Below are 22,906 nucleotides of genomic sequence, written 5' to 3' on the forward strand. Positions count from 1 at the left end.
ATGGCCACAGTCACCCAGTGGGTCGAGGGCACGCGTCCTCGTACGCTGCCGAACTCGATCGCCCCCGTGCTGGTGGGGGCGGGCGCGGCGCAGAACATCGACGGGTTCTCCCTGCCGATGTCGTTGCTCGCCCTGCTGGTGTCGATCGCCCTCCAGGTGGGGGTGAACTTCGCCAACGACTACTCCGACGGCATCCGCGGGACGGACGACCACCGGGTCGGGCCGTTCCGGCTGGTCGGGTCGGGTGCGGCTGATCCGACGGCGGTGCGGAACGCGGCGTTCGCGGCGTTCGGCGTGTCGGCGGTGGCCGGGTTGGCGCTGATCGCGATCTCCGGCTACTGGTGGCTGCTGGCGTTCGGCGTGCTGTGCATCGCGGGCGCGTGGTTCTACACCGGCGGGTCGAAGCCGTACGGGTACTCGGGGTTCGGCGAGGTCGCCGTGTTCCTGTTCTTCGGGCCCATGGGGGTGCTCGGGACGCTGTTCGTGCAGACCGGCGAGGTGACCGGCATCGGGATCGGGTCCGCGGTGGCGGTCGGGTGCTTCTCCACGGCGGTGCTGGTGGCGAACAACCTGCGCGACATCCCGACGGACACCAAGTCGGGCAAGCGGACGCTCGCGGTGCTGCTGGGCGACAAGGACACCCGCAGGCTGTACCTGGCGCTGGCCGTGGCGCCGTTCCTGATCACGCTGGTGATCGGCGTCCGGGTGCCCTTGACGCTATTGGGCCTGCTGGCGCTTCCGCTGGCGGCGCTGGGCGTGCGCCGGGTCGTGCAGGGCAGGACCGGGTTGCAGCTGATCCCGGTGCTGCGCGACACGGGCCTGGCGATGCTGCTGTGGGCGATCACCGTCGGCGGCGCCCTGATGCTGAGCTGAACCGGCCTACCAGGCGTCCTCGGTGATGGCGATCTGGTTGTCCTCGTCGTCGTCGCGGCGCCGCACGGGCTTCGGCGGCGCGGGCGCCTCGCCCCGGCACAGCGCGGCCAGGTTCTCGCGGTCGGCGTCCAGCGCGGCGCGCACGCCGGGATCGCTCCCGGCCTCGCCGCCGAGCACCTGCCGCCAGCTGAGGTGACCACCCGCGATCCGCCGCTGCAACGCCTGGAGCGCCATCGACGCGGCCGGTGACCTGGCGAACGCGATGATCCGGCGGATGTCGTCGGCGGACGGCTCGCGGCCGCCGCCGCGGAGCTTCTCGGCCGCGCGCATGGACTTCTCGGCGTCGGCGATCGACCTGGCCAGGACGTCCTCAGCCGCGAGCACCTCCGCGGTCCGCCACGAACTCACCGAGCCACCCCTTCCGACTGGACACCTGCTGCGACGCAGCAGGTGCCCGTCCCGTTCCCTACGACCAGGCGCCGGTCGTGCGGAACTTCGTCAGCCGCTCCAGGTGGGGCACGAGGTCCATGTCCTGGGCCTTCACCCAGTCGTCGCTGTAGTAGGTGTTCGCGTACCGCTCACCGCCGTCGCAGAGCAGCGTGACGACGCTGCCGCGCACCCGCGACGCCCGCATCTCGGCGATGATCTGGAACGCGCCCCACAGGTTCGTGCCGGTCGACCCGCCCACGCGCCTGCCCAGCACGCCCTCGACGTGGCGGATGACCGCGATGGACGCGGCGTCGGGCACCTTGAACATCCGGTCGATGACCTGCCCGACGAACGACGGCTCCACGCGCGGCCGCCCGATGCCCTCGATGCGGGAGCCGCGGGTGCCGATCAGGGTCGGGTCGCTGTCGCGCCACGCGTCGAAGAACACCGAGTGCTCCGGGTCGACGACCGCCAGCCGGGTCCTCAGCCTGCGGTAGTGGATGAAGCGGCCGATGGTCGCGCTGGTGCCGCCGGTGCCCGCGCCGACCACGACCCAGTCCGGTTCCGGCGTCGACTCCAGCTCCATCTGCTGGAAGATCGACTCGGCGATGTTGTTGTTGCCCCGCCAGTCCGTGGCGCGCTCGGCGTGCGTGAACTGGTCCATGTAGTGGCCGTTCAGCTCGGCGGCGAGGCGGCGCGACTCGTCGTAGATGGCGCCCGGCTCGTCCACGAAGTGGCACCGGCCGTCCTGGCGCTCGATCAGCGCGATCTTCTCCGGACTGGTGGAACGGGGCATGACCGCGATGAACGGCAGGCCCAGCAGGCGGGCGAAGTAGGCCTCGGACACGGCCGTGGAGCCTGACGAGGCCTCGATGACCGGCGTGCCGCCGACGACCCACCCGTTGCAGATGGCGTAGAGGAACAGCGACCGCGCGAGGCGGTGCTTGAGCGAGCCGGTCGGGTGGGTGGACTCGTCCTTGAGGTACAGGTCGATCCCCCACTCCAGCGGGAGCGGGAAGTGCAGGAGGTGGGTGTCGGCACTGCGGTTCGCGTCGGCCTCGATGATCCTGACGGCCTCGCGCACCCAGTCCCTGGTGCGGCTGCAACATCGGTCAAGGGAAATGGTCACGGCGCACGATAACTTCGAGGACACTGTTCCGCCGTGGACAAGTTTCGCGGATCACTACTGGCAGGCGCGGTGGGCGACGCCCTCGGCGGCGCCATCGAGTTCGAGCACATGGACGCCATCCGCGCCCGCTTCGGCCCCGACGGCCTGACCGACTTCGCGCCCGCGTACGGCAAGGTCGGCGCCATCACCGACGACACCCAGATGACGCTCTTCACGCTCGAAGGCCTCGTGATCGCCCGCAAGCACGGCACGGACCCGCTGTGGGACGTCAGGGCCGCCTACGGCCGCTGGCTGCACACCCAGGGCGGGCCCGCGGTGCGGGCGGAGGGCTGGCTGCTGGACGAGCGCGCGCTGTTCTCCCAGCGCGCCCCCGGCACGACGTGCCTGAGCGCCCTGTACGACACGGAGGTGTTCGGCACGACCGGCGACCACATCAACAACTCCAAGGGCTGCGGCGGTGTGATGCGGGCCGCGCCCGTGGCCCTGTGGTCCGAGGACGTCGACGAGGTGTTCGCGCTCGCCGCGGGCACGGCCGCGCTGACCCACGGGCACCCCAGCGGGTTCCTGTCGGCCGGGGTGCTGGCGGTCGTCGTGCAGCAGGTGCTGGCCGGGGCGTCCGTCCTGGAGGCGACCGCCGTGGCCCGCGACGAGCTGATCCGGTGGGACGAGCACGAGGAGCAGCTGGAGCTGCTGGACCTGGCCGTGCAGCTCGGCACACGCGGCAAGCGGCCGACACCGGAGCTGATCGAGACCCTGTTCGGCGGCGGCTGGGTCGGCGAGGAGGCGCTGGCCATCGGCCTGCTCGCCGCGCTGGCCGCCGACTCGCTCGCCGACGGGCTGCTCATCGCGGTCAACTTCTCCGGCGACAGCGACTCGACCGGGTCGATCTGCGGGAACATCCTCGGCGCGCACCACGGGGTCGAGGGGATTCCGGAGCACTGGCTGGAGGGCCTGGAGATGGTGGACGTGCTGCACCGGTCGGCCGACGAGGCCGCGGCGACGTTCGGCGTCTGACGGACGACTCAGGCAGCCGAAGCGTCCGACGGGGTGTCGCCGCGGAGCTGGGCGCGGAGGCGTTCGCGTTCGGCGCGGCGGACGGCGCCGCGTTCGTTGAGGCCGTCGGCCACCCGTGCGCGCATGCCGCGGAACACGAAGAGCGACAGCGGGAGCGCGACGACGATGCCGACCGCCAGGGCGACCAGCAGCGGGACGTTGACCAGCATGAGCAGCGCGGTGACCGCGGCGACCATGCCGAGCCGCGCCAGGACGTAGAGCGTCACATCTCGACCCAGGTGCACGATGACCCAGGTTACGCGCTGGGGTAGGGCTGCTCGAACGCCGCGTCCGAGGTGTTCGGCCTGCCCTCGAACCTGGTGGACAGCACGACCGTGGTGCGGGTGCGGGCGACGCCGTGGATGCGGCGGAGCCTGCCGAGGGCGCGTTCGAGGTCGTCGACCGTCGCCACGCGCACCTTCACGATGAACGACTCGTCACCGGCGACGCGGTAGCAGGACTCGACCTCGATGAGCTGGCCGAGAGCGAGCGCGACGTCGTCGTCGTCCGCGGTGTCGGTCGGGTGGATGCCGACCAGGGCGGTGACGCCGAGGCCGATGGCGTTGGGGTCGACGACGGCGTGGTAGCCGACGATCACCCCGGTGGCCTCCAGCTTGCCGACGCGCTCGTGCACGGCCGAGGCGGAGAGCCCGACCTTGCGACCCAGGTCGGCGTAGGTGGCCCGGCCGTTCTCGCGCAGCGCGGCGATGATTTGTCGATCTAGGGCGTCCACCCCGCCGAGCCTAGGCCCACCACGTCCGATGTCCGAACCGCGAACTTCGTCCCTTACTCCCTCTTTACCATCACCCAAGTGTTCGAGTACCTGACGGGTGAGATGCCAGGATGCGACCGGTAAGTCTGATCCGAGGAGGACGATCGTGACCGCGTCCATGCAGGTAAGTCGTCAAAACGGCCCGGAGCGGCTGCTCACCCCTGGTGAAGTCGCCAACCTGTTCCGCGTCGACCCGAAGACGGTGACCCGCTGGGCCACCGCCGGTCGGATCGGTTCGATCCGCACCCCCGGCGGTCATCGCCGGTTCCGGGAATCCGAAGTCCAGGCGCTGCTCTCCGAGCTCACCACCGAAGCTACCGAACCGGTGCGCCACTGAACGGGTCCCGTACGTACTCCTCGTCACGAGTAATGTCGTGACAAAGGAGGTGGCGACCATGCTGTACGTGCTCGCGGCGATCGGTGCGCTCACCGTGTTCATGCTGCTCTGGAAGGCTTTCGGGCCCGGCAGGCTCGAAACCGCTCCACGTGGTCGGGTCATCGCGCCCGACGACGACCCGGACTTCCTCCGGAAGCTCGGCGAGCAGACGAAACGCCGCCCTGAAGAGGGCAAAGACTCCTGAACACGAGCGCGGGCCCGTGGCGAGATCCCGCCACGGGCCCGCGCTCGTACGGGGTCTAGCTGGGGAAGTCGTCCGCCACGGTGGCGGCGAGCTCCAGCAGCGCGAGTCGGGTCGCGGGCTCGAGTTTGTCGAGCTCGATTTCGGCGCCCTCCTCCAGGTGGGGGTCGAACGGGATCATGACGACGGACCGGCAGCGGGACGCGAAGTGCGCCGCGAGCCGGTCGAGGTCGACCTTCCCCGAGCCGGGGCGGACCGAGTTGATGACCGCGATCGACCTGGCCACGAGTTCGCGGTAGCCGTGCGCGTCCAGCCAGTCGAGGGTGGCCGCGGACGTCTGCGCGCCGTCGACCGAACCGGACGACACGAGCACCAGCGAGTCCGCCTGGTCGAGCACGCCCTTCATCGCCGAGTGCATCAGGCCGGTGCCGCAGTCGGTGAGCAGGATGTTGTAGAAGTGCTCCAGCAGCGCCACGGTGCGCAGGTAGTCCTGGTCGCTGAACGCCTCGGACACGGCCGGGTCCTGCTCGCTGGCGAGGACCTCCAGCCTGCTGGGGCTCTGCGACGTGTAGGCCCGCACATCGCTGTACTTGGTGATCCTCGACACATCGCGGAGCAGGTGCCGCACGGTCGCGGTGGTCTCGCGGGGCACCTTCAGCGCCAGCGTGCCGCGATCGGGGTTCGCGTCGACCGCGATGACCCGGTCGCCGCGCAGCGACGAGAACGTGGACCCGAGCGAGGCCGTGGTCGTGGTCTTGCCGACGCCGCCCTTGAGGCTGAGCATCGCGATCTTGTAGCACCCGCGCAGCGGCTGGTTGATCCGCGTGATCAGCTCGCGGCGCCGGACGTCGGCCGGGCTCTCGCCCATGTTGACCAGGCCGCCGGTGACGGTGTGCAGCGTCTTGCGCCAGCCGGTCTGCGGGGGTCGCTTCTCCTGCTTGATGAGCCGCTGCGACGACATGTCGTGCGCGGTCATCGGCGGCTGCTGCTGTGCGCGCTGCTGCGGCAGCGACTGGGGGAAGTTGTTCGGGAACGCGCCCTGCCCCTGGTACTGCGGCGGCTGCTGCTGCTGGCCGGAGTCCACGTAGTGCGCGCCGGACGGGCCGCCGCTGACCTGGTGCGGACCGTACGAGTGGTCGTTGACCTGGTAGGGCCCGGACGGGGCGCCGGTCACGGGGTAGCGCCCGGACTGCGCGCCGGGAACCTGGTGCTGCCCGGACTGCCCGGACTGCGCGCCGCCCACGCTGTGCTGCCCCGACTGGCCGCCGCCGACCTGGTGCGAGCCCGACTGGCCGCCACCCGCCTGCTGCGCGGCCGCCGGGTCGACCGGGTGCTGCCCGGATTGGGACGGGTTGGGTTGGTTCTTGTGGCCTTCCGCGCCGGCGGTCGGCGGCCATGACACGTTGTGCCGCGGCTCAGGCTCCTCGTAACGACCAGTCACCGCTGGGGTCCTCCCCTGAGCAAGCGGATCGAGACCTCCCCGACCCCCACCTTGGGACGGTAGTCGGCGACAACCGGTTCCACGAATGGGGGTGGGCATCCCACCTGGGGGAATACCGGAACTCAGCCGACTCCCGCATAGGAATGCAACCCGGCCGTCACCAAGTTGATGAAGAAGAGGTTGAACACGGTCAGCAAGAAGCCGAGCGTGTTGATCCACGCGGCCCCGGCGCCGCGCCAGCCCGCGGTCGCGCGGGCGTGCAGGTAGGCCGCGTAGACGACCCACGAGACGAACGCGACGGTCTCCTTGGGGTCCCAGCCCCAGAAGCGGCCCCACGCGGACTCCGCCCAGATGGCGCCGAACATGATGCCGATGGTGAACAGCGGGAACGCCAGCACGGTGCTGCGGTAGGCGAGCCGGTCGAGGGTGTCCGCGGCGGGCAGCCGCCCGGAGAGCCTGGCGAAGCGCTCGGGCTTGCGGTCGTTGGTCGACTTCACCAGGTAGAGCAGGCTCGCGACGCCCGGCACCAGCAGCATGCCGGTGGAGATCGAGATGACCGAGACGTGGATGACCAGCCAGTACGACTGGAGCGCGGGCTGCACGGGGGCGGCGGGCGCGTAGAGGGCGGTGCCGCCGAGGAACATCAGGATGACGACGGGCGTGAGCACGAACCCGCCGAGCCTGCGGACCGGGAACGACCGCATCAGCACGACCCAGGTCACCACGGCCGCCAGCGTCAGCAGCGCGCCGTACTCGTACATGTTGCCCCACGGGGCGCGGCCGGTCGCGACCCCGCGCAGGACCAGCGCGCCCACGTGCAGCCCGACGCCCAGCAGCGTCAGCGCCACGGCCATCCGGCCGAACCGCTCCGCGCGCGGGCGCTCGGGCTTCTTCGACACGACCAGGCCGGGCTTCCACTGCTCGCCCGTCCCGCCCGCGACGACCAGCTCGCGTTCCTTCGCCTTCACGGGCGCGCGCCCGAAGGCCTGCTCGTAGAGGTAGAGGAAGGTGGCGAGGATGTAGACGCCGACCGCGCTGTTGTACAGCCAGTCGCCGTAGGTCGCCAGCGTCGCGTTGACCGGCATCAGCTCTCCTTGTCCTGGCCACCCGAGAGGAGGTCGCGGGACAGCCCGGTGAACTCCCCGCCGTAGCCCGCCTGGTCGGTGCGCGCGAGCCCGCCGACCTCGATGAAAGTACGCCCGTCGTCCTGGGGGACCGCCCGCACCCACACCCGGCGGCGCCGGATCGCCAGCGAGGTGCCGAGGCCGACCACGATCAGCATCGAGAACACCAGCACGTACACCTGGGTCGGGTCGTGCGACACCTGGAGCGACACCCAGTCGGTGACGCCGTCGAAGCGGATCACCGTGCCGTCGTCCAGCGTCACTGACTGGCCGACCTCGAGGTTCTCCCTGGCGACCTTCTTGAGCCGCCCGTTGTCCACCATGGACTGGTCGATCGAGAAGATCGACTGGCCGCGGCCGGAGTCGGTGCCCAGGTCGCCGCGGAACACGTCCACGGCCACGGCGGGCTTGCGCGCCTCCGGGAAGTTCGAACTCATCAGCGTGCCGTCGAAGACCGCACTCGGCGCCAGCAGCCCGGTGATCGCGATCTGGTTCTTGCGCCGCTCCTCGGAGTCGGTGATCTGCGGCGGGTCGAACTTCGTCGCGCCCTCGGACAGCAGCGTGATCGGGTCGACCGGCCGCCACTGCACCTCGGCGGAACGGGTGGCGCCGTTGGGGAACGTGACGGTGAACTTGGGCGTGTAGCCGTGGCCGAGCAGGTAGACCCGGTCGCCCTCGGTGCGCAGCGGGTGGTTGACCTCCAGCGAGTACGGCCGCCACGTGCCCGTGGCGAGGTCCGCGCCGGACTGGTAGTCGATGCCCGCCCGGTAGCTCTCGGCCTGCCCGTTGTGCAGGTAGGAGGCGTGGAAGTCGTTGACCCGCACGCAGAACGGGGTGAGCTGGGTGCCGTCGACCCGCAGGCCGGGCCGGAACGAGTCGAAGTTGAACACGCCCGAGTTGCAATATTGCTTTCCGGTGGCTTGCACGATGACCTGGCCCTCGTAGCCGAACATCTTGCCCAGCGCGAACGCCACCAGCAGGCCGAGCAGCGCGAAGTGGAAGACGAGGTTGCCGGTCTCGCGCAGGAACCCGCGCTCGGCGCTGATCGTGCGGGCGCCGCCGGGCTCCTCGCGTTCGACCAGCCGCCAGCCGCGCAGCCTGGTGCGGGCCGCGGCGATGACCTCGTCCACGTCCCGGTCGACGTGCGCGTCGGCGTGGTGCGGCATCCGGGACAGGTTGCGCGGGGTCAGCACGGGCTTGGCCCGCATCTGGGTGAAGTACTCCCACAGCCGCGGCAGCAGGCAGCCGACCAGCGACACGAACAGCAGCACGTAGATCGCGGAGAACCAGGAGCTGCCGTAGACGGCGAAGAACTGGCCCTTGTCGAGCAGTCGGCCCCACCAGCCGTTGTCGGCGATGAACTCGTCGACCTTCGGCGCGTTCAGGGACCGCTGCGGCAGCAGGGCGCCGGGCAGCGCTCCGAGCGCCAGCAGGAACAGCAGCGTCAGCGCCGTGCGCATGGCCGTGAGGCCGCGCCACGTGTTGCGCAGGAAGGCGAGTGCGTTCCCCATCTACAGCGGCAGCTTCAGGTCGTTGACCACGGCGATGCGCAGCCAGCCCACGAAGTCGCCCCACAGGCCCGTGACGAGCGCGAGGCCGACCAGGATCAGCAGCGCGCCGCCGAAGATCTGGACGCCGCGCACGTGGGTGCGCAGCCAGCCGGTGACCCGGACCGCCCAGCGGGCGCCGACCGCGATCAGCACGAACGGCAGGCCGAGACCGAGGCAGTAGGCCAGCACCAGCACCGCGCCGCGGGCCGTGGACGAACCGACCTCCGTGCCGCGGGCCAGCGCGAGCACACCGGCGAGGGTCGGGCCGATGCACGGGGTCCAGCCGAGCGCGAACACGCCGCCGAGCAGCGGTGCGCCGAGCAGCCCGGCGCGGGGGCGCTTGTGCAGCCGCACGTCGCGCTGCAGGGCGGGCACCAGTCCGATGAACACCAGGCCCATCGCGATGGTGATGACGCCGCCGACGCGCTGGAACATGTCCTCGTTGAGCCACAGGGTGTCCACCAGGCCCAGCACCGCGAACGACGTCAGCGAGAACACGACCGTGAACCCGAGGACGAACAGGAGCGCGGCGCCGGTGACCCGCCAGCGGCCGGTCTTCGGCGACTCCCCGTCCTGCACGGCCGGGGCCTCCGCGCCGACCAGGCCCGCGAGGTAGGCGAGGTAGCCGGGAACGAGCGGGACCACGCACGGCGAGGCGAACGAGATCGCCCCCGCGAGGACTGCGACACCGGTGGCCAGCAGCAGCGGACCAGAGGTGGCCAGCTCCGTCCAGTGGTTCACGTCGACCAGAGTAGGTACACCCCTTGACACGGTGGGCACCGGAGCCCATTAGCAGCGGCCTGGATCACACCCGTTCGCGACATGGCGGTATGACAAACCGTGATCGCAAATGTGAAATTGACGCTAAAGCGCCCTTGTGGGTGACAACGGACGTACCTAACGTTCCTCCATGCGCTCAACTCGGCTGATTTTGCCCGCACTCGCGGTGGGCTTCGTGGTTGTCGTCGCGCCGCTGCCGACGACCGCGGCACCAGCGGCGGTCGCGGTCCCCGCGCCGACTTCCTCCACCGTCGTCCGCGAGGCCTTCTCGCCCGACGGCACGATCTCCAAGGTCGTCGTGGCCGCCCCCAAGGCCACGGTCCAGCCGCGCAGCAAGACATCGGCCCGCGCCCGCACGGAAGTCGTCACCATCCAGAACACCGGCGCCACCGACCAGCGCTTCGACCTGGTCTTCGTGGGCGACGGCTACACCAAGTCCGAGCAGGCGCTGTTCCACCAGCACGCCCTGAACAAGTGGGCGGAGCTGTCGGCCGTCGAGCCGTTCGCCTCGTACAAGGACTACTTCAACGTCTGGCAGGTCAACGCCGTCTCGGTCGACTCCGGCGTCGACGACAACCCGCAGGGCAACGACGACAAGCGCACCGCCCTCGACATGGGCTTCTGGTGCAAGGGCGCCGCCCCCACCACCGAACGGCTGCTGTGCGTGAACGAGGAGGAGGCGTACAACTTCGCCGCCCTCGCCCCCGCGGCCGACCAGATCATCGCCCTCGGCAACACCACCAAGTACGGCGGCGCGGGCGGCGGCGTGGCCACCGCCGCGGGCGGCAACGCCCAGGCGGGCCAGATCGTCGTGCACGAACTCGGCCACTCCATCGGCGGCCTGGCCGACGAGTACTTCTCCCCCGGCACCTACACCGGCTCGGAACCCGCCGAGATCAACGCCTCGAAGCTGGCCGACGGCTCCAAGTGGGCCCAGTACCTCGGCCAGCCCTCACCGGACGGCGGCGTGGTCGGCGTGTTCGAGGGCTCGAAGTACTACGGCACCGGCCTCTACCGGCCCACCGAGAACTCGATCATGCGCACCCTCGGCAGGCAGTACAGCCTCGTGGGCCGCGACGCCATGGTCCAGGCGTTCAAGACGAAGATCCCGGAACTGCAGAACTAGCGCGGAGGCGCCCTCGCCCGTTCGGGCGGGGGCGCGATCCGGACGGGGTGCCCGAGCGTTCGACTCGGGGTGCCTGAGCGTTCGACACGGGGTGTCCGGGGGTTCGACTCGCGAGGGTTATGGCTCGGTGGTCAGTTCTTTGAGCACGGGTAGCAGGTCGGAGGCGAGGACGCCCTCCAGGAAGATCGCCGCCACCCGGTGCTGCTTGTCCAGCACGATCGTCGAGGGCACGGCGTTGGGCGGGTAGCCCTTGAACGCCAGCAGGGTGCGGCCCGAGTCGTCGTAGATCGACGGGTACGTCAGCTTCCGGTCGGTGGCGAAGTCCCGAGCGGGCTCCGAGGAGTGCTCCTTCACGTCGATCCCGAGCACCTGCACCCCGGTGGGACCGGCTTCGTCCTGCACCCGCTGCATCTCCGGCGCCTCGGTCCGGCAGGGCGGGCACCAGGAACCCCAGATGTTGACGACCACGACCTTCCCGGCGAAGTCGTCCAGCGAGACGGTCTTCCCGTCCTCCAGCAGACTCGGCCCGGTCAGCCCCTTCACGACCTTGCGCTCGTCCCCCGAGTACCGCAGCCGGACCTGCCCGCCCGGCGCCACGAACTGGAACTCCCCGCCCACCGCGACGGCGTCCTTCCCCGCCGAGCACCCGCCCACCACCAGGGCGAACGCCAGCAGCGCGACGGCTCTCATGCCCCGGTCATCCTCGGGTTCGTCGCCCCCACCGGTTCGCTGTACGAGATCCGCACCAGCTTCTCGTCCTCGAAGATCAACGACGTCAGCGACGCCAGCGAGCACTCGCGCTTGCGCGGGTCGTGCCACATCCGCTTGCCCTCCAGGAACCGCCGCAGCGTCCAGATCGGCAACTGGTGGGACACGCACACCGCCTCGTGCCCCTCGGCCTCCGCACGGGCGCGCTGGGCGGCACCGAGCATGCGGTGCGCGATCCCCAGGTACGGCTCGCCCCAGGACGGCGTGAACGGGTTCACCAGCTTCGGCCAGTGCGCGGGCGACCGCAGCGCGCCGTCGCCGACCGCGACCCGGAGACCCTCGAACTTGTTGTCCGCCTCGATGAGCCGGTCGTCGGTGGCCAGTTCCAGCCGGTGCGAGTCCGCGATGGGCGCGGCGGTCTGCTGCGCGCGGGTGAGCGGGGACGCGACGACGTGCACGACGTCGTGGTCGGCGAGGTGCTCGGCGACGGTCAGCGCCTGGCGCTGGCCGGTGTCCGAGAGCCGGAAGCCCGGCAGCCGCCCGTAGAGGATGCCGTCGGGGTTGTGCACCTCGCCGTGCCTGAGGAAGTGCACCACGGTCCGAGTCACTTCTTGGCCTCCTTGGCGGCCGCTGCCGCGTGCGGCAGGGCGTCGGCGATGATCGAGAACTCGTCGTCGCCCATGGCGGCGTTGACGAACCACGCCTCGAAGGCGCTCGGCGGCGCGTACACGCCGCGTTCCAGCAGTGCGTGGAAGAACGGCGGGAAGCGCCACGTCTCGGCGGCCTGGGCGCCCGCGTAGTCGGTGACCTCGTCGGCGGTGAAGAACACGCTGACCAGGTTGCCCGCGAACTGCACGCGGTGCTCGACACCGGCTCCGGTGAGGGCGTCGGCGAACAGCGCGCCGAGGCGGGTGGCGTTCTCGTCGAGGGCGCGGTAGACGGCGTCGTCGGCCGCGCGCAGCGTCGCCAGGCCGGAGGCGACCGCGACGGGGTTCCCGGACAGGGTGCCCGCCTGGTAGACCGGGCCGGACGGGGCCAGTCGCGCCATCACGTCCGCGCGGCCGCCGAACGCCGCGGCGGGCAGGCCGCCGGACATGACCTTGCCGAACGTGTAGAGGTCGCCCGCGACGTCCTCCAGGCCGTACCAGCCCGCGCGCGAGACGCGGAAGCCGGTCATGACCTCGTCCACGACCAGCAGCGCGCCGTCGGCGTGGCACAGGTCGCGCAGGGCGGCGTTGAAGCCGGGGCGGGGCGCGATGGCGCCCATGTTGCCCGCGGCGGCCTCGGTGATCACGCAGGCGATCTCGCCGGGGTTCTCCGCGAACGCGGCCCGCACGGCCTCGACGTCGTTGTACGGCAGCACGATGGTGTCCGCGGCCTGCGCGCCGGTGACGCCCGGCGACGTGGGCAGGCCGAGGGTCGCGACGCCGGAGCCCGCCTGGGCCAGCAGCGCGTCGACGTGGCCGTGGTAGCAGCCCGCGAACTTGACGATCTTGCGGCGCTCGGTGAACCCGCGGGCCAGCCGGATGGCGCTCATCGTGGCCTCGGTGCCGGAGTTGACCAGGCGCACCCGCTCGACCGGCGCGACCCGGCCGATGATCTCCTCGGCCAGCTCGATCTCGCCCTCGGTGGGCGTGCCGAACGACAGGCCGTGGACGGCGGCCGAGCGGACCGCGTCGACGACCGCGGGGTGCGCGTGGCCCAGGATCATCGGGCCCCACGAGGACACCAGGTCGACGTAGCGGTTGCCGTCGGCGTCCCACAGGTGCGGGCCCTCGCCGCGGACCATGAACCTCGGGGTGCCGCCCACCGAGTGGAAGGCCCGCACCGGGGAGTTGACCCCGCCGGGTGTCACGGTGGCCGCTCGCGCGAACAGCTCCTGCGATCGGGTGGTGTCCGTTGCCGTGTTCCTCGCTGTCACGGGCTCCAGTCTCACACGAGCTCGTCAGTGGCCTGCGCCACGTCCTCCGGAGCCCTGGAGTCCCGCGTGCGGACGGCGAGGACGGTCTGCCGGACGGCGTCGAGCAGCAGGACCCCGCCCACGGCGACCAGCGCGATCGAGGCCGCGATCCAGTTGCCGTGGTAGCGCGTGGAGACCAGCGGCGCGCGGCCGTCGAGCGGGTAGGAGAACTCCTGGATGCCCCGCGACCAGCACCAGGCCGCGGCCAGGCCGAGCAGCACGGCCACCACCACCTCAGCCGCGGCGATCAGCCCCCGCCGCGGCTGGTGCAGCCTCGGTGCCGGGACGGCCTCGGAGTCCAACGCTGGTGCGGTCACGGCCCCAGTTTCTCACGCGAGGACGGCAGCAGCCCGTGCAGCGCCCGGCGCAGGGCGTCGGCGTCGCGGGCCCAGCCGAGCACGACCGTGCCGTCGGCCAGCCTGATCGGCACGCCGCCGGTGCCCTTGGGGATGTCCCAGCCGCCGCCCAGGACGGTCGCGCCCGCGCGGGGCTCGACGCCCTCGACCTCCGCGATGTCGCTCAGCCGCAGTTCCTCGCGGCCCTCGCGCAGCGCCGCCGGGGTGAGCCGGACCGAGTACAGCCGCTGCCTGCCCTGCACCCACAGCGCGGTCGGGATCAGCAGCCCGAAGGCCACCAGCGACCAGAACAGCACGCTCACCGGCCCGGTCAGCAGCTCGACGCCGACACCGACCACGGCGAACACCGGCCCCCACAGCAGCGGCCACCAGGAGGCGCCCGCCTCCGCGTACAGAACCGGGCCGGAGTCGTTGTCCATCAGGGCCTGTTTCCTGGATCTCGTTCGATGGGAGTCGCGCCTGAGGGGGTTCCTGGCGGTGCGGGCGGACGGCCCGGCTACCGCGAACACGGATCCGGGAAACAGGCCCTAACCGAGGTTGGCCGCGAAGTACTGGCGCGTTCCGGGCAGCAGGCTCACCAACACCGCCGCGGGCGGTAGCACAAGTCGGGCCACGGCGACCATCGCCGCGATCACCGCCGCGGCGCCGGAGTACCCGCTGCCGTCGCGCACCAGCGACACGAAGCCGACCAGCGCCATCACCTCGACCAGCAGCGCCGTCCCGCACAGCGCGAGCCGGGCGTGGTAGCTGCCGCGCAGGAACATGACCGCCCCGACCACCCCCGCGATCCCGACGCAGGCGAAGAAGAACAGGCCCATGACCACGCCGAACCCGCCGATGGCCGAACCCGCGACGACCTCGCGCAGCAGCGTGCCCAGCGGCCAGGACAGCGCGGCCAGCATCCACAGCACGAACCCGAGCAGCACGATCGGCGGCCGCGCGTAGCCGCTGGTGGTCTGGTCGACCTGCCGCATCCCGCCGGGGTAGACCACGTGGGGCAGCGGGCCCGACGGCGGGTGGCCGGGGTGCTGCGGGCCGGCGACCGGGTAGGACGGTGGCTGCGCGCCCGCGGCGGGGTAGTCGACCGGCTGGTAGGGCGAGGCGTACGGGTCCGGTGGCTGCGTCATGACTGGGTCGTCCCCCGCACGTAGGTGTTCGCCGAGGGCAGGTGCATCAGGACGATCGCGAGCGCCGTCGTGGCGACGAACGCCGCGGCCCAGGTGACGCCGTAGGCCCACTTCAGGTACTCGACGCCGTTCGCGAACACGGCGAGCCCGACCAGGCCGAGCAGCAGCCCGAACCCGCCCAGCGCGGTCAGCAGGATCCGCGCCCACTCCTTGCCCGCGCGCAGGTTGACGAACCCGATCACGAACGGGATGGCGGGCAGCGCGAACGCGATCACGAACACCCCGGAGGTGGCGATCGCGGCGAAGACGGCCTCGGCGCGGCTGACCGGTTCCTCACCGGCCACCCTGGCGTCGTCCACGAGCGACCGGGCGAACACGTCGTGGTCGAGCGCGAAGATCCCCGGCAGGCCGAGCACCACGAGTGCGGTCGCCGCGAGCCAGCACCAGAACGAGGCCGTCAACGTCGCGGGACGGCGCCACTCCATGACGTCGGACTCGGGCACGGGCATGGGCGTGACCAGCGGCGACACCCAGCCCGGCGGGTGCTCCTGCTCCTGGCCGGGCAGCACCACCAGGTGGTAGGGCGACGCGAACGGTTCCTGCTGGGCCATGCGAAACCCCCTGGCTACTGCTCCTTCAACCAGTGTGCCGTGGAGCGGCGCCACGTGAGTACCGCCGCGATGCCGATCATCAGCACCGTGATGAACCCCGCGACGCTGACGCCCGGCAGCATCACCCAGAGCAGGTGCAGGGCGGCGGTGGCGGTCAGCGCGCCCCGCGCCCAGCGCTTCCCGCGCAGCAGCATCGGGGCGAACACCGCGTAGGCGCCGCCGAAGACCAGCGCGGCGACCGTGAGCGGGCCCAGCACGTCCGCGATCGACCCGCCGGGGCGCAGGACCTCGCGCACCGCGTCGGGGCGGATCCAGAGGTAGCCGACGGTGAACAGCCCGAACACCGCCGTGGCGAGCCACACCCCCACCGCACCGCGCAGAGCGGTGGGCGGGGGCGTGGTGGTCTCGGTCATCCGACCCGTCGGGGCGCGAAGTACGCGTTCGCGGACGGGCGGAACATGAAGTAGACGCCGCCCGCGACGAGGGCGATCTGGATGACGTCGAGCACGATGCCGACGCCACCCGCGCCCGAGATGCCGATGAGCGTCGTGATCAGCCAGAGGCCGCTGAGCACGGCCAGGACGATCCGGGCCCAGTTCTTGCCCGAGCGCATGAACAGCACGAGCATGAGCCACAGGCCGTAGACGACCACCAGCAGGCCCGCGCCGACGAACTTGAGCGTGTTGAGCGTGGCGTCGTACTGCTCCGCGGTGATGCTGGGGTTGTCCGCCAGCGCCCTGTCCCGGACCTCGTCGAGCGCTGCCTGGTCGATCACCAGGAAGCTGAGCACGACGGAGAAGAGCCCGAGGACGATCGCTCCGAACCAGAACAGGGCGGAGGTGTCGATCTCCTTCGGGCGCGTCGCTTGCGCCGGGGAGAGTTCGTGCGCGGCCAGCGGCGGTGCCGCGAAGGTGTTCGGTCGAACCTCGCCCTGGTAGGGCGTCATCGGCGCCTGCTCGGGCGGAGGCGGTGGTGCTGAGGGGAACGGTGCGGGCTGCTCCCGGTCCCCCGGGTCCTGTGGAGTAGTCACAGCGGAACGCTAGAACCGACCGGGGTCGCTGTCCACCGCGACAGGCGGTGACGACGACCCCGGGGTCCGGATCAACTGGCCTTGAAGTAGTGGTTGGACTCGGGCTTGAACATGAAGATGATGCCGCCGACGATCGCGGCGTAGCTGACCAGCGCGAGCAGGCCCTGGAGCAGGCCGAGGAAGCCGAGGCCGAAGTACACCCAGATGCCGAAGATCCCGAACAGCAGGCTGATGGCGCCCAGCACGGTCAGCAGGATGCGGGCCCAGTTGGCGCCCTTGCGCATCTGCATCACCACGACGACCCACAGCGCCGCGATGACCAACGAGAAGATGATGCTGCCGTAGCTCGGGGTCGACTGGTCGAGCGCGGTCTGGAACTCGGGACCGAGGTCGGTCGTGCCGAGGATGTCCTTCGTGAGCTTCTCCGCCAGCGCCTTGGCCGTGAAGAAACCCAGGATGTTGGACAGGATGGACACGCCGGCCGCCACCAGCCAGAGCAGGTAGGCGGTCTCGACGGCCTTCGGCTTCACGGGCGCGCCCGTCTCGCCGTAGCTCAGGGGCGGGGGCGGCGGGAAGCCGCCCTGCCCCTGCGGGTACCCGCCCTGCGGGGTCTGCGGGTAACCGCCCTGCTGCGGCTGACCCTGGGGGTAGCCACCTTGCTGCGCGTAGGGGTCGTTCGGGTTAGTCATGCGCGCACCGTAGGTACCTGCGGATGTGTTTTTCAGGTGAAATCACAATCCGTTAGCTACCGGGGGTACCCGTTCGCTGACCCACCGCAGCACGGCGGAAGTGACCTGCGGCGGAGGGCACGAACATGAGGACGATCGCGGCGCAGTCGAGCGACATCGTGACCAAACCGAGCACCAGGTCACGGGTGTCCACGGCGAAGCCGAACGCCGCCGCGAGGCCCGTCCCGACAGCCACCAGGCGCGTGAGGCCGAACAGCACGCCCGCCCCGCCGATGACGGTCAGCACGATCCGGGCCCAGTTGCGACCGCGGGCCATCCGGTTGGCCAGCGAGGCGTACACCAGCACCAGCACGATGCCCGCCAGCAGGCTGAACGCGATGCTCGCGTTCAGCGCGCCGTCGATCTCGTCCTGCCCCAGGTTCGGCTGCTGCTTGCGCAGTTCGTCGATCAGCATGTCGCTGTCGGTGAGCTGGAGCAGGAACCGGACCGTGCCCAGCGCCGCGCTGCCGATCCACAGCCAGCGCGACAGGTCGACCGGCCTCGGCGGCAGGGGGCGCTCCGTCGTCCCGGGGGTCATTCCCGGTCCAACCAGCCCGCGGCCTCGGCCGCCCAGTAGGTGAGCACGACGTCGGCGCCCGCGCGGCGGATCGAGGTCAGCGTCTCCAGGACCGTGCGCTCGCGCTCGATCCAGCCGTTCGCGGCGGCGGCCTCGACCATCGCGTACTCGCCGGAGATCTGGTAGGCCGCGACCGGCACGTCCGAGATCTCCTTCACCGAGCGCAGCACGTCCAGGTACGGCCCCGCGGGCTTCACCATGACCATGTCCGCGCCCTCGGCGAGGTCCAGCGCGACCTCGCGCAGCGCCTCGCGGCCGTTGCCGGGGTCCTGCTGGTAGGTCTTGCGGTCGCCCTTGAGCTGCGAGTCCACGGCCTCGCGGAACGGGCCGTAGAGCGCGGAGGCGTACTTCGCGGAGTAGGCGAGGATCCCGGTGTCGAGGAACCCGGCCTCGTCCAGGGCGTTGCGGATGAAGCCGATCTGGCCGTCCATCATCCCGCTCGGGCCGACCAGGTGGGCGCCCGCGGTGGCCTGGGCGACGGCCATCTCGCCGTACACCTCCAGCGTGGCGTCGTTGTCGACCGTGCCGTCCACCGCGAGCACGCCGCAGTGGCCGTGGTCGGTGAACTCGTCAAGGCAGCAGTCCGACATGAGCACGGTGCTGTCGCCCAGCTCGGCGCGCAGGTCGTTCAGGGCGGCGTTGAGGATGCCCTTGGGGTCCGTCGCGCCGGAGCCGACCGCGTCCCGCTCGGCGGGCACGCCGAAGATCATCAGCCCGCCGACGCCCGCCCGCACGGCATCGACGGCGGCCTTGAGCAGCGAATCGCGGGTGTGCTGGAAGACGCCCGGCATGCTGGAGATCGCGACGGGCTGCGTCGCGCCCTCCTTGACGAACATCGGCAGCACCAGCTGGCGCGGCCGGACGGTGGTCTCGCCGACCAGGCGGCGCATCGCGGCGGTGGTCCGCAGTCGGCGGGGGCGGTGTGCTGGGAACACTGGCGGTACTCCCTGGGAGGAGGTCTGGGTGCCCGAACGTGCGACTCGGGGTGTCTGGGGGTTCGACACGGGGTGTCTGGGGGTTCGACTCGCGGAAAGGGAAAGGCCATGCTCAGGACGGGGTCCTGAGCATGGCCTTGTGGTTCGGTCCCTGTCAGGAGCGGCGCAGGCGCTTGGTCTTGCGCGGCGGCGGCAGCGCGCCCTCGGCGCGGAGCCGGGCGGCGTGCTGGGCCAGCGCGTCGACGAGCGCCGGGACGTTCGCCTCCTCCGGCTGCACGTCGACCCGGAGGCCGAACTCCCGTGCGGTCTCGGCGGTCTGCGGGCCGATGCAGGCGACGAGCGTGCGGGCGTGCGGCTTGCCCGCGATGCCGACCAGGTTCCGGACGGTGGACGACGAGGTGAAGCACACCGCGTCGAAACCGCCGGACTTGATCATCTCGCGGGTGTCGGCGGGCGGCGGGGCCGCCCGGACCGTGCGGTACGCGGTGACGTCGTCGATCTCCCAGCCGCGGTCGCGCAGACCGGCCGCCAGCGTCTCCGTGGCGATGTCGGCGCGCGGCAGCAGCACCCGGTCGACCGGGTCCAGGATGTCGTCGTAGGGCGGGAAGTCGTTCAGCAGGCCTTCGCTGGACTGCTCGCCCGACGGCACGAGCTCGGGGATGATCCCGAACGAGCGCACCTTCGCGGCCGTGCTCTCGCCGACGCAGGCGATCTTCACGCCGGAGAACGCGCGGGCGTCCAGACCGAACTCGCGGAACTTCTCCCACACCGCGCGGACGGCGTTGGTCGAGGTGAAGACGACCCACTGGTAGCGGCCGTCGACGAGCCCCTTGACCGACCGTTCCATCTGCGCGGGGCTGCGGGGCGGCTCGACCGAGATGGTCGGGACCTCCACCGGGATGGCGCCGTGCGAGTGCAGCCGGTCGCTCATCGCGCCCGCCTGCTCCTTGGTGCGCGGCACCAGCACCCGCCAGCCGTACAGGGCGCGCGACTCCCACCAGGAGAGCCGGGCGCGACCCGCGACGGCCGCGCCGACCGTGACGACGAGCGGACCGGAGAGGTCACCCGCGTCCGAGGCCAGCGAGGCGAGCGTGGTGTCGATGGTGCGTTGGCCGAAGCCGGTGCCGTCGACGGTCACCGCGACCAGGGTCTGCGGCGCGAGGCCGTGTTCCACCAGCGAGGAGGCCGCCTCGGCGAGGTGGCTGCCGCTGGCGTGCAGCACGAGCGTGCCGGGCGCGGCCGCGAGGCCCGCCCAGTCCACCGTGCCGCGGACGTCGACCTCGGTGTGCACGGCGCCGAGCGCGACACCCGCGTAAGCGGGCACCGCGGTACCGGCGGGCACGCCCGGCACCACGTCGAACGCGATGCTGGTGCGGGAGACGGCCTGCGCCTCCTTCACCACCGAGTCGAGCGTGAGCGGGTCGCCCGCGACGAGCCGGACGACGGTGTGGCCGTTCTTCGCCTCGGCCACGAGGTCCTTCGCGACGTCGGCGGGCTCGCCGACGGCGGGCCGGACCTCGACGCCCTCTGGCACCAGCGCGACGATGTCGCTTGGCACATCGGGGTCCGCGACCACGAGTTCAGCCCTCGCGAGCAGGTCGTGGGCCCGAACGGTGAGCAGCCCGGTGTCGCCGGGGCCGGAGCCCACGAATGCGACTCGGCCGGGGGTCTTGCGTGCGCGGGTCATCAGGGCACTCCCCATCTACGCCTCCGGGCCGCTGAGCACCGCGGCCCCGAGGTCGAGCAACTCGGCGGCCAGCGCGCGGCCGAGTTCCTCTGCTGCGGTCAAGTCACCGGTGGCGGAGGCCCGGAGCATCTCGTTCTCCGGAGTCGCCGCGACCCCGCGCAAGGACAGGCGAAGGACGACACGTGTCGAACCATCAGCTGCGTCTTCCACGAGATCTTCCACCACATCGGCCAGTGCGCCGACCGGCGCGCTGCAACCAGCTTCGAGCGCGGCCAACATGGCGCGCTCCGCGGTTACCGCGGCCCTACTGGACGAGTCGTCCAAAGTGGACTGAAGAAGGTGCTCGGTGTCGACGTCGTCGACCCGGCATTCCACTGCTAGAGCGCCCTGGGCGGGCGCGGGGAGCATCTGGATCGGCTCCAAGGTCTCGGTGATCTCGGCGGTGCGGCCGAGGCGCGCGATCCCCGCACGGGCCAGCACGACGGCGTCGAGCTCCCCGTCGGTGACCTTCCGGATGCGGGTGTCGACGTTGCCGCGCAGCGGGACGATGGTGAGTCCCAGGCCGAGCGCTTCGAGCTGAGCGGCCCGCCGCGGCGAGCCGGTGCCGACGGTCGAACCGGACGGCAGCTCCCCGAGGGTGAGGCCGTCACGGGCGACGAGCGCGTCCCGCGGGTCTTCGCGGGGCGGCACGGCGGCGAGCACCAGACGCGGGTCCGGTGCGGTGGGCAGGTCCTTGTACGAGTGCACGGCGACGTCGATCTCGCCGCCGGCCAGCGCGTCGCGCAGCGCGGAGGTGAAGACGCCGACGCCGATCTCCGCGATGGGCGCGGAGGAGCGGTCACCGGGCGTGGAGACCACGACGATCTCGACCTTCGCACCCGCCTTCTCGAGGGCTTCGGCGACGTGGCCGGTCTGCGCGAGTGCCAGTGCACTCCCGCGGGTGCCGATCCTGAGGATGCGGTTCACCGCTTCTCACCTGTATTCGTGCTCGGCCCGGCGAGCGGGCCGTCGGTGGCCTGCTCCGCGCGGGTCTGGCTGACGGCGGTAGGTAGGTGGGGGTCGAGGCCGAACAGCTCGCGCAGCGCCTCGGCGTAACCGGCGCCGCCAGGAGCCGATGCCAGCTCCTTCACGCGCACGGTCGGGGTGTGCAGGAGCTTGTCCACGACCCTGCGGACGGTCTTGGCGAGTTCGCCGCGCACGGCGGCGTCCAGCTCCGGCAGCCGGGTGTCCAGGCGCAGCAGCTCCGCGTCGACCACCTCGGCGGCGCGCTTGCGCAGCGCCGTGACCGTGGGGGTCACCTCGGCGGAGCGCTGGCCCGCCAGGTAGGCGCGGACCTCCTCGCCGATGATCTCGTTCGCGCGCTGGGCGTCCTGCCCGGTCGGCGCGTCGGTGAGCCTGCGCTGCAACGTCTCGAGGTCGACCACCGTCACGCCCGCCAGGTCGGCGGCGGCGGGGTCGACGTCCTTCGGGAGTCCGAGGTCGCAGACGACCAGCGGGCGGCTCGGGTCGCGGTCCAGCAGGGCGCTGGCCAGCAGCTCGACGCCGACGACGGTCTCCATCGAGCCGGTGCAGGCGAACACGACGTCCGCGTCGGCCAGCTCGGAGCGCAGCTCGACGAGGTCGACGGAGCTGGCGGGCACGCCCTCGGCGCGCAGCGCCTGCGCCAGCCGGGCGCCGTTGGCGGCCGTGCGGTTGGCGATCACGACCTCGCCGATGCCTGCGCGGCGCAGGTGCGCGGTGGCCAGGCCGCCCATGGAGCCAGCGCCCACGACGAGTGCACGACGACCGGCAAGGCCGCCCAACTCGACGGCGGCGTCGGACAGCGCCTCGGAGACGACGGAGGCGCCCGCGTGGTCGATGCCGGTGTCGGTGTGCACGCGCTTGCCGACGCGCAGCGCGTTCTGCGCCAGCTCGTGCAGCGAGCGGCCGATCGTGCCCGCGTGGTCCGCGGTCGTGTAGGAGGAGCGCAGCTGGCCGAGGATCTGGGCCTCGCCGACGACCATGGAGTCCAGGCCGCCCGCGACCCGGAACACGTGCTCGACGGCGGCGGCGGCGTAGTGCACGTAGAGGTGCTCGAACAGCTCGGCGGGCTCGGCGCCCGCCTGGTCCGCCAGCACGTTCACCACGTCGTTCATGCCGCCGTGGAAGGTCTCGACGACGGCGTAGACCTCGACCCTGTTGCAGGTCGAGAGCAGCATCGCCTCGGAGACGCTCGGGCTGCGCAGCAGCTCGCCGAGGACTTTGCCCAGGTCGGGCTCGGCGACGGTGACCCGTTCGAGCACGGGGACGGGGGCGGTGCGGTGCGAGAGACCGACGACAAGCACACTCATGC

28 protein-coding genes are annotated in these 22,906 nt (G+C 71.5%); 5 read left to right on the top strand and 23 right to left on the bottom strand.

Annotation, left to right across the window (positions count from 1 at the left end):
- Nucleotides 1-873 (top strand): 1,4-dihydroxy-2-naphthoate polyprenyltransferase, encoded by an 873-nt coding sequence (locus RM788_RS22870; protein WP_315933784.1) that lies wholly within the window; start codon nt 1-3, stop codon nt 871-873.
- Nucleotides 874-879: 6 nt separating this feature from the next.
- Here RM788_RS22870 and RM788_RS22875 read toward each other — a convergent pair whose 3' ends face one another.
- Nucleotides 880-1,281 carry a hypothetical protein gene (locus RM788_RS22875; RefSeq protein WP_315933785.1) on the bottom strand — a complete coding sequence of 134 codons (402 nt, stop codon included), beginning with the start codon at nt 1,279-1,281 and terminating at the stop codon, nt 880-882.
- A 58-nt stretch (nt 1,282-1,339) separates the two neighbouring features.
- Complete coding sequence (locus RM788_RS22880; RefSeq protein WP_315933786.1) at nt 1,340-2,386, bottom strand: L-cysteine desulfhydrase Cds1; 1,047 nt, start codon at nt 2,384-2,386, stop codon at nt 1,340-1,342.
- A gap of 78 nt (nt 2,387-2,464) precedes the next feature.
- Here RM788_RS22880 and RM788_RS22885 point away from each other — a divergent pair, with 78 nt between their 5' ends.
- Complete coding sequence (locus tag RM788_RS22885) at nt 2,465-3,445, top strand: ADP-ribosylglycohydrolase family protein (RefSeq protein WP_315933787.1); 981 nt, start codon at nt 2,465-2,467, stop codon at nt 3,443-3,445.
- 8 nt (nt 3,446-3,453) lie between these two features.
- On the opposite strand, the gene RM788_RS22890 is transcribed toward RM788_RS22885, so the two are convergent.
- Both RM788_RS22890 and RM788_RS22895 read right to left on the bottom strand, forming a co-directional pair.
- Nucleotides 3,454-3,729, bottom strand: a complete 276-nt coding sequence (locus tag RM788_RS22890) for a DUF4229 domain-containing protein (protein ID WP_315933788.1) — start codon at nt 3,727-3,729, stop codon at nt 3,454-3,456.
- An 11-nt stretch (nt 3,730-3,740) separates the two neighbouring features.
- Nucleotides 3,741-4,217 carry an Lrp/AsnC family transcriptional regulator gene (locus tag RM788_RS22895; RefSeq protein ID WP_315933789.1) on the bottom strand — a complete coding sequence of 159 codons (477 nt, stop codon included), beginning with the start codon at nt 4,215-4,217 and terminating at the stop codon, nt 3,741-3,743.
- A gap of 157 nt (nt 4,218-4,374) precedes the next feature.
- Here RM788_RS22895 and RM788_RS22900 point away from each other — a divergent pair, with 157 nt between their 5' ends.
- Nucleotides 4,375-4,593 (top strand): BldC family transcriptional regulator, encoded by a 219-nt coding sequence (locus RM788_RS22900; protein ID WP_106187537.1) that lies wholly within the window; start codon nt 4,375-4,377, stop codon nt 4,591-4,593.
- A gap of 58 nt (nt 4,594-4,651) precedes the next feature.
- The gene (locus tag RM788_RS22905) at nt 4,652-4,837 is read left to right on the top strand and encodes a hypothetical protein (RefSeq protein WP_106187536.1); all 186 of its coding nucleotides are present in this window, start codon (nt 4,652-4,654) and stop codon (nt 4,835-4,837) included.
- Between the two features lie 55 nt (nt 4,838-4,892).
- Here the strand turns inward: RM788_RS22905 and RM788_RS22910 are convergent, their stop codons facing one another.
- From RM788_RS22910 to RM788_RS22925, 4 genes are all read right to left on the bottom strand, one after another.
- Nucleotides 4,893-6,275 (bottom strand): MinD/ParA family ATP-binding protein, encoded by a 1,383-nt coding sequence (locus tag RM788_RS22910; protein WP_315933790.1) that lies wholly within the window; start codon nt 6,273-6,275, stop codon nt 4,893-4,895.
- Between the two features lie 122 nt (nt 6,276-6,397).
- Entirely contained in the window at nt 6,398-7,360 is a 963-nt protein-coding gene (gene ccsB / locus RM788_RS22915) for a c-type cytochrome biogenesis protein CcsB (RefSeq protein ID WP_315933791.1), read from the bottom strand.
- The gene (locus RM788_RS22920) at nt 7,360-8,910 is read right to left on the bottom strand and encodes a cytochrome c biogenesis protein ResB (RefSeq protein ID WP_315933792.1); all 1,551 of its coding nucleotides are present in this window, start codon (nt 8,908-8,910) and stop codon (nt 7,360-7,362) included. The genes ccsB and RM788_RS22920 overlap by 1 nt, the downstream gene beginning before the upstream one ends.
- Nucleotides 8,911-9,690 carry a cytochrome c biogenesis CcdA family protein gene (locus RM788_RS22925; RefSeq protein WP_315933793.1) on the bottom strand — a complete coding sequence of 260 codons (780 nt, stop codon included), beginning with the start codon at nt 9,688-9,690 and terminating at the stop codon, nt 8,911-8,913.
- Nucleotides 9,691-9,859: 169 nt separating this feature from the next.
- Between RM788_RS22925 and RM788_RS22930 the strand changes: the two genes are divergently transcribed.
- Nucleotides 9,860-10,855 (top strand): M64 family metallopeptidase, encoded by a 996-nt coding sequence (locus RM788_RS22930; protein WP_315933794.1) that lies wholly within the window; start codon nt 9,860-9,862, stop codon nt 10,853-10,855.
- Nucleotides 10,856-10,972: 117 nt separating this feature from the next.
- On the opposite strand, the gene RM788_RS22935 is transcribed toward RM788_RS22930, so the two are convergent.
- The 15 genes from RM788_RS22935 to RM788_RS23005 form a co-directional block, all read right to left on the bottom strand.
- Entirely contained in the window at nt 10,973-11,545 is a 573-nt protein-coding gene (locus RM788_RS22935) for a TlpA disulfide reductase family protein (protein WP_315933795.1), read from the bottom strand.
- Nucleotides 11,542-12,171 (bottom strand): histidine phosphatase family protein, encoded by a 630-nt coding sequence (locus tag RM788_RS22940; RefSeq protein ID WP_315933796.1) that lies wholly within the window; start codon nt 12,169-12,171, stop codon nt 11,542-11,544. Before RM788_RS22940 ends, RM788_RS22935 begins: the two co-directional genes overlap by 4 nt.
- Complete coding sequence (hemL, locus tag RM788_RS22945) at nt 12,168-13,484, bottom strand: glutamate-1-semialdehyde 2,1-aminomutase (protein ID WP_315933797.1); 1,317 nt, start codon at nt 13,482-13,484, stop codon at nt 12,168-12,170. The genes RM788_RS22940 and hemL overlap by 4 nt, the downstream gene beginning before the upstream one ends.
- Nucleotides 13,485-13,495: 11 nt before the next feature.
- On the bottom strand, nt 13,496-13,840 hold the full coding sequence (locus RM788_RS22950) for a hypothetical protein (RefSeq protein ID WP_315933798.1): 345 nt from the start codon (nt 13,838-13,840) through the stop codon (nt 13,496-13,498).
- The gene (locus tag RM788_RS22955; protein ID WP_315933799.1) at nt 13,837-14,298 is read right to left on the bottom strand and encodes a transport-regulating membrane protein Mce1N; all 462 of its coding nucleotides are present in this window, start codon (nt 14,296-14,298) and stop codon (nt 13,837-13,839) included. Before RM788_RS22955 ends, RM788_RS22950 begins: the two co-directional genes overlap by 4 nt.
- 108 nt (nt 14,299-14,406) lie before the next feature.
- Complete coding sequence (locus tag RM788_RS22960; RefSeq protein ID WP_315933800.1) at nt 14,407-15,006, bottom strand: hypothetical protein; 600 nt, start codon at nt 15,004-15,006, stop codon at nt 14,407-14,409.
- Complete coding sequence (locus tag RM788_RS22965) at nt 15,003-15,617, bottom strand: hypothetical protein (RefSeq protein WP_315933801.1); 615 nt, start codon at nt 15,615-15,617, stop codon at nt 15,003-15,005. Before RM788_RS22965 ends, RM788_RS22960 begins: the two co-directional genes overlap by 4 nt.
- 14 nt (nt 15,618-15,631) lie before the next feature.
- Nucleotides 15,632-16,030 carry a hypothetical protein gene (locus RM788_RS22970; protein ID WP_315933802.1) on the bottom strand — a complete coding sequence of 133 codons (399 nt, stop codon included), beginning with the start codon at nt 16,028-16,030 and terminating at the stop codon, nt 15,632-15,634.
- Nucleotides 16,027-16,563, bottom strand: coding sequence for a hypothetical protein (locus tag RM788_RS22975; RefSeq protein WP_315933803.1), 537 nt, complete (start codon nt 16,561-16,563; stop codon nt 16,027-16,029). The genes RM788_RS22970 and RM788_RS22975 overlap by 4 nt, the downstream gene beginning before the upstream one ends.
- A 155-nt stretch (nt 16,564-16,718) precedes the next feature.
- Nucleotides 16,719-17,336: a hypothetical protein gene (locus RM788_RS22980; protein WP_315933804.1), complete on the bottom strand. Its 618-nt coding sequence runs from the start codon at nt 17,334-17,336 to the stop codon at nt 16,719-16,721.
- A gap of 52 nt (nt 17,337-17,388) precedes the next feature.
- Nucleotides 17,389-17,913 carry a hypothetical protein gene (locus tag RM788_RS22985; protein WP_315933805.1) on the bottom strand — a complete coding sequence of 175 codons (525 nt, stop codon included), beginning with the start codon at nt 17,911-17,913 and terminating at the stop codon, nt 17,389-17,391.
- Complete coding sequence (hemB, locus tag RM788_RS22990) at nt 17,910-18,887, bottom strand: porphobilinogen synthase (RefSeq protein ID WP_315933806.1); 978 nt, start codon at nt 18,885-18,887, stop codon at nt 17,910-17,912. Before hemB ends, RM788_RS22985 begins: the two co-directional genes overlap by 4 nt.
- A gap of 154 nt (nt 18,888-19,041) precedes the next feature.
- Nucleotides 19,042-20,574: a bifunctional uroporphyrinogen-III C-methyltransferase/uroporphyrinogen-III synthase gene (locus tag RM788_RS22995; RefSeq protein WP_315933807.1), complete on the bottom strand. Its 1,533-nt coding sequence runs from the start codon at nt 20,572-20,574 to the stop codon at nt 19,042-19,044.
- Nucleotides 20,575-20,589: 15 nt separating this feature from the next.
- Nucleotides 20,590-21,540 carry a hydroxymethylbilane synthase gene (gene hemC, locus RM788_RS23000; RefSeq protein WP_315933808.1) on the bottom strand — a complete coding sequence of 317 codons (951 nt, stop codon included), beginning with the start codon at nt 21,538-21,540 and terminating at the stop codon, nt 20,590-20,592.
- Nucleotides 21,537-22,904, bottom strand: a complete 1,368-nt coding sequence (locus RM788_RS23005) for a glutamyl-tRNA reductase (RefSeq protein WP_315933809.1) — start codon at nt 22,902-22,904, stop codon at nt 21,537-21,539. The genes hemC and RM788_RS23005 overlap by 4 nt, the downstream gene beginning before the upstream one ends.
- Between the last annotated feature and the right edge of the window lie 2 nt (nt 22,905-22,906).

Source organism: Umezawaea sp. Da 62-37 (genome assembly GCF_032460545.1).
Lineage (GTDB): Bacteria > Actinomycetota > Actinomycetes > Mycobacteriales > Pseudonocardiaceae > Umezawaea.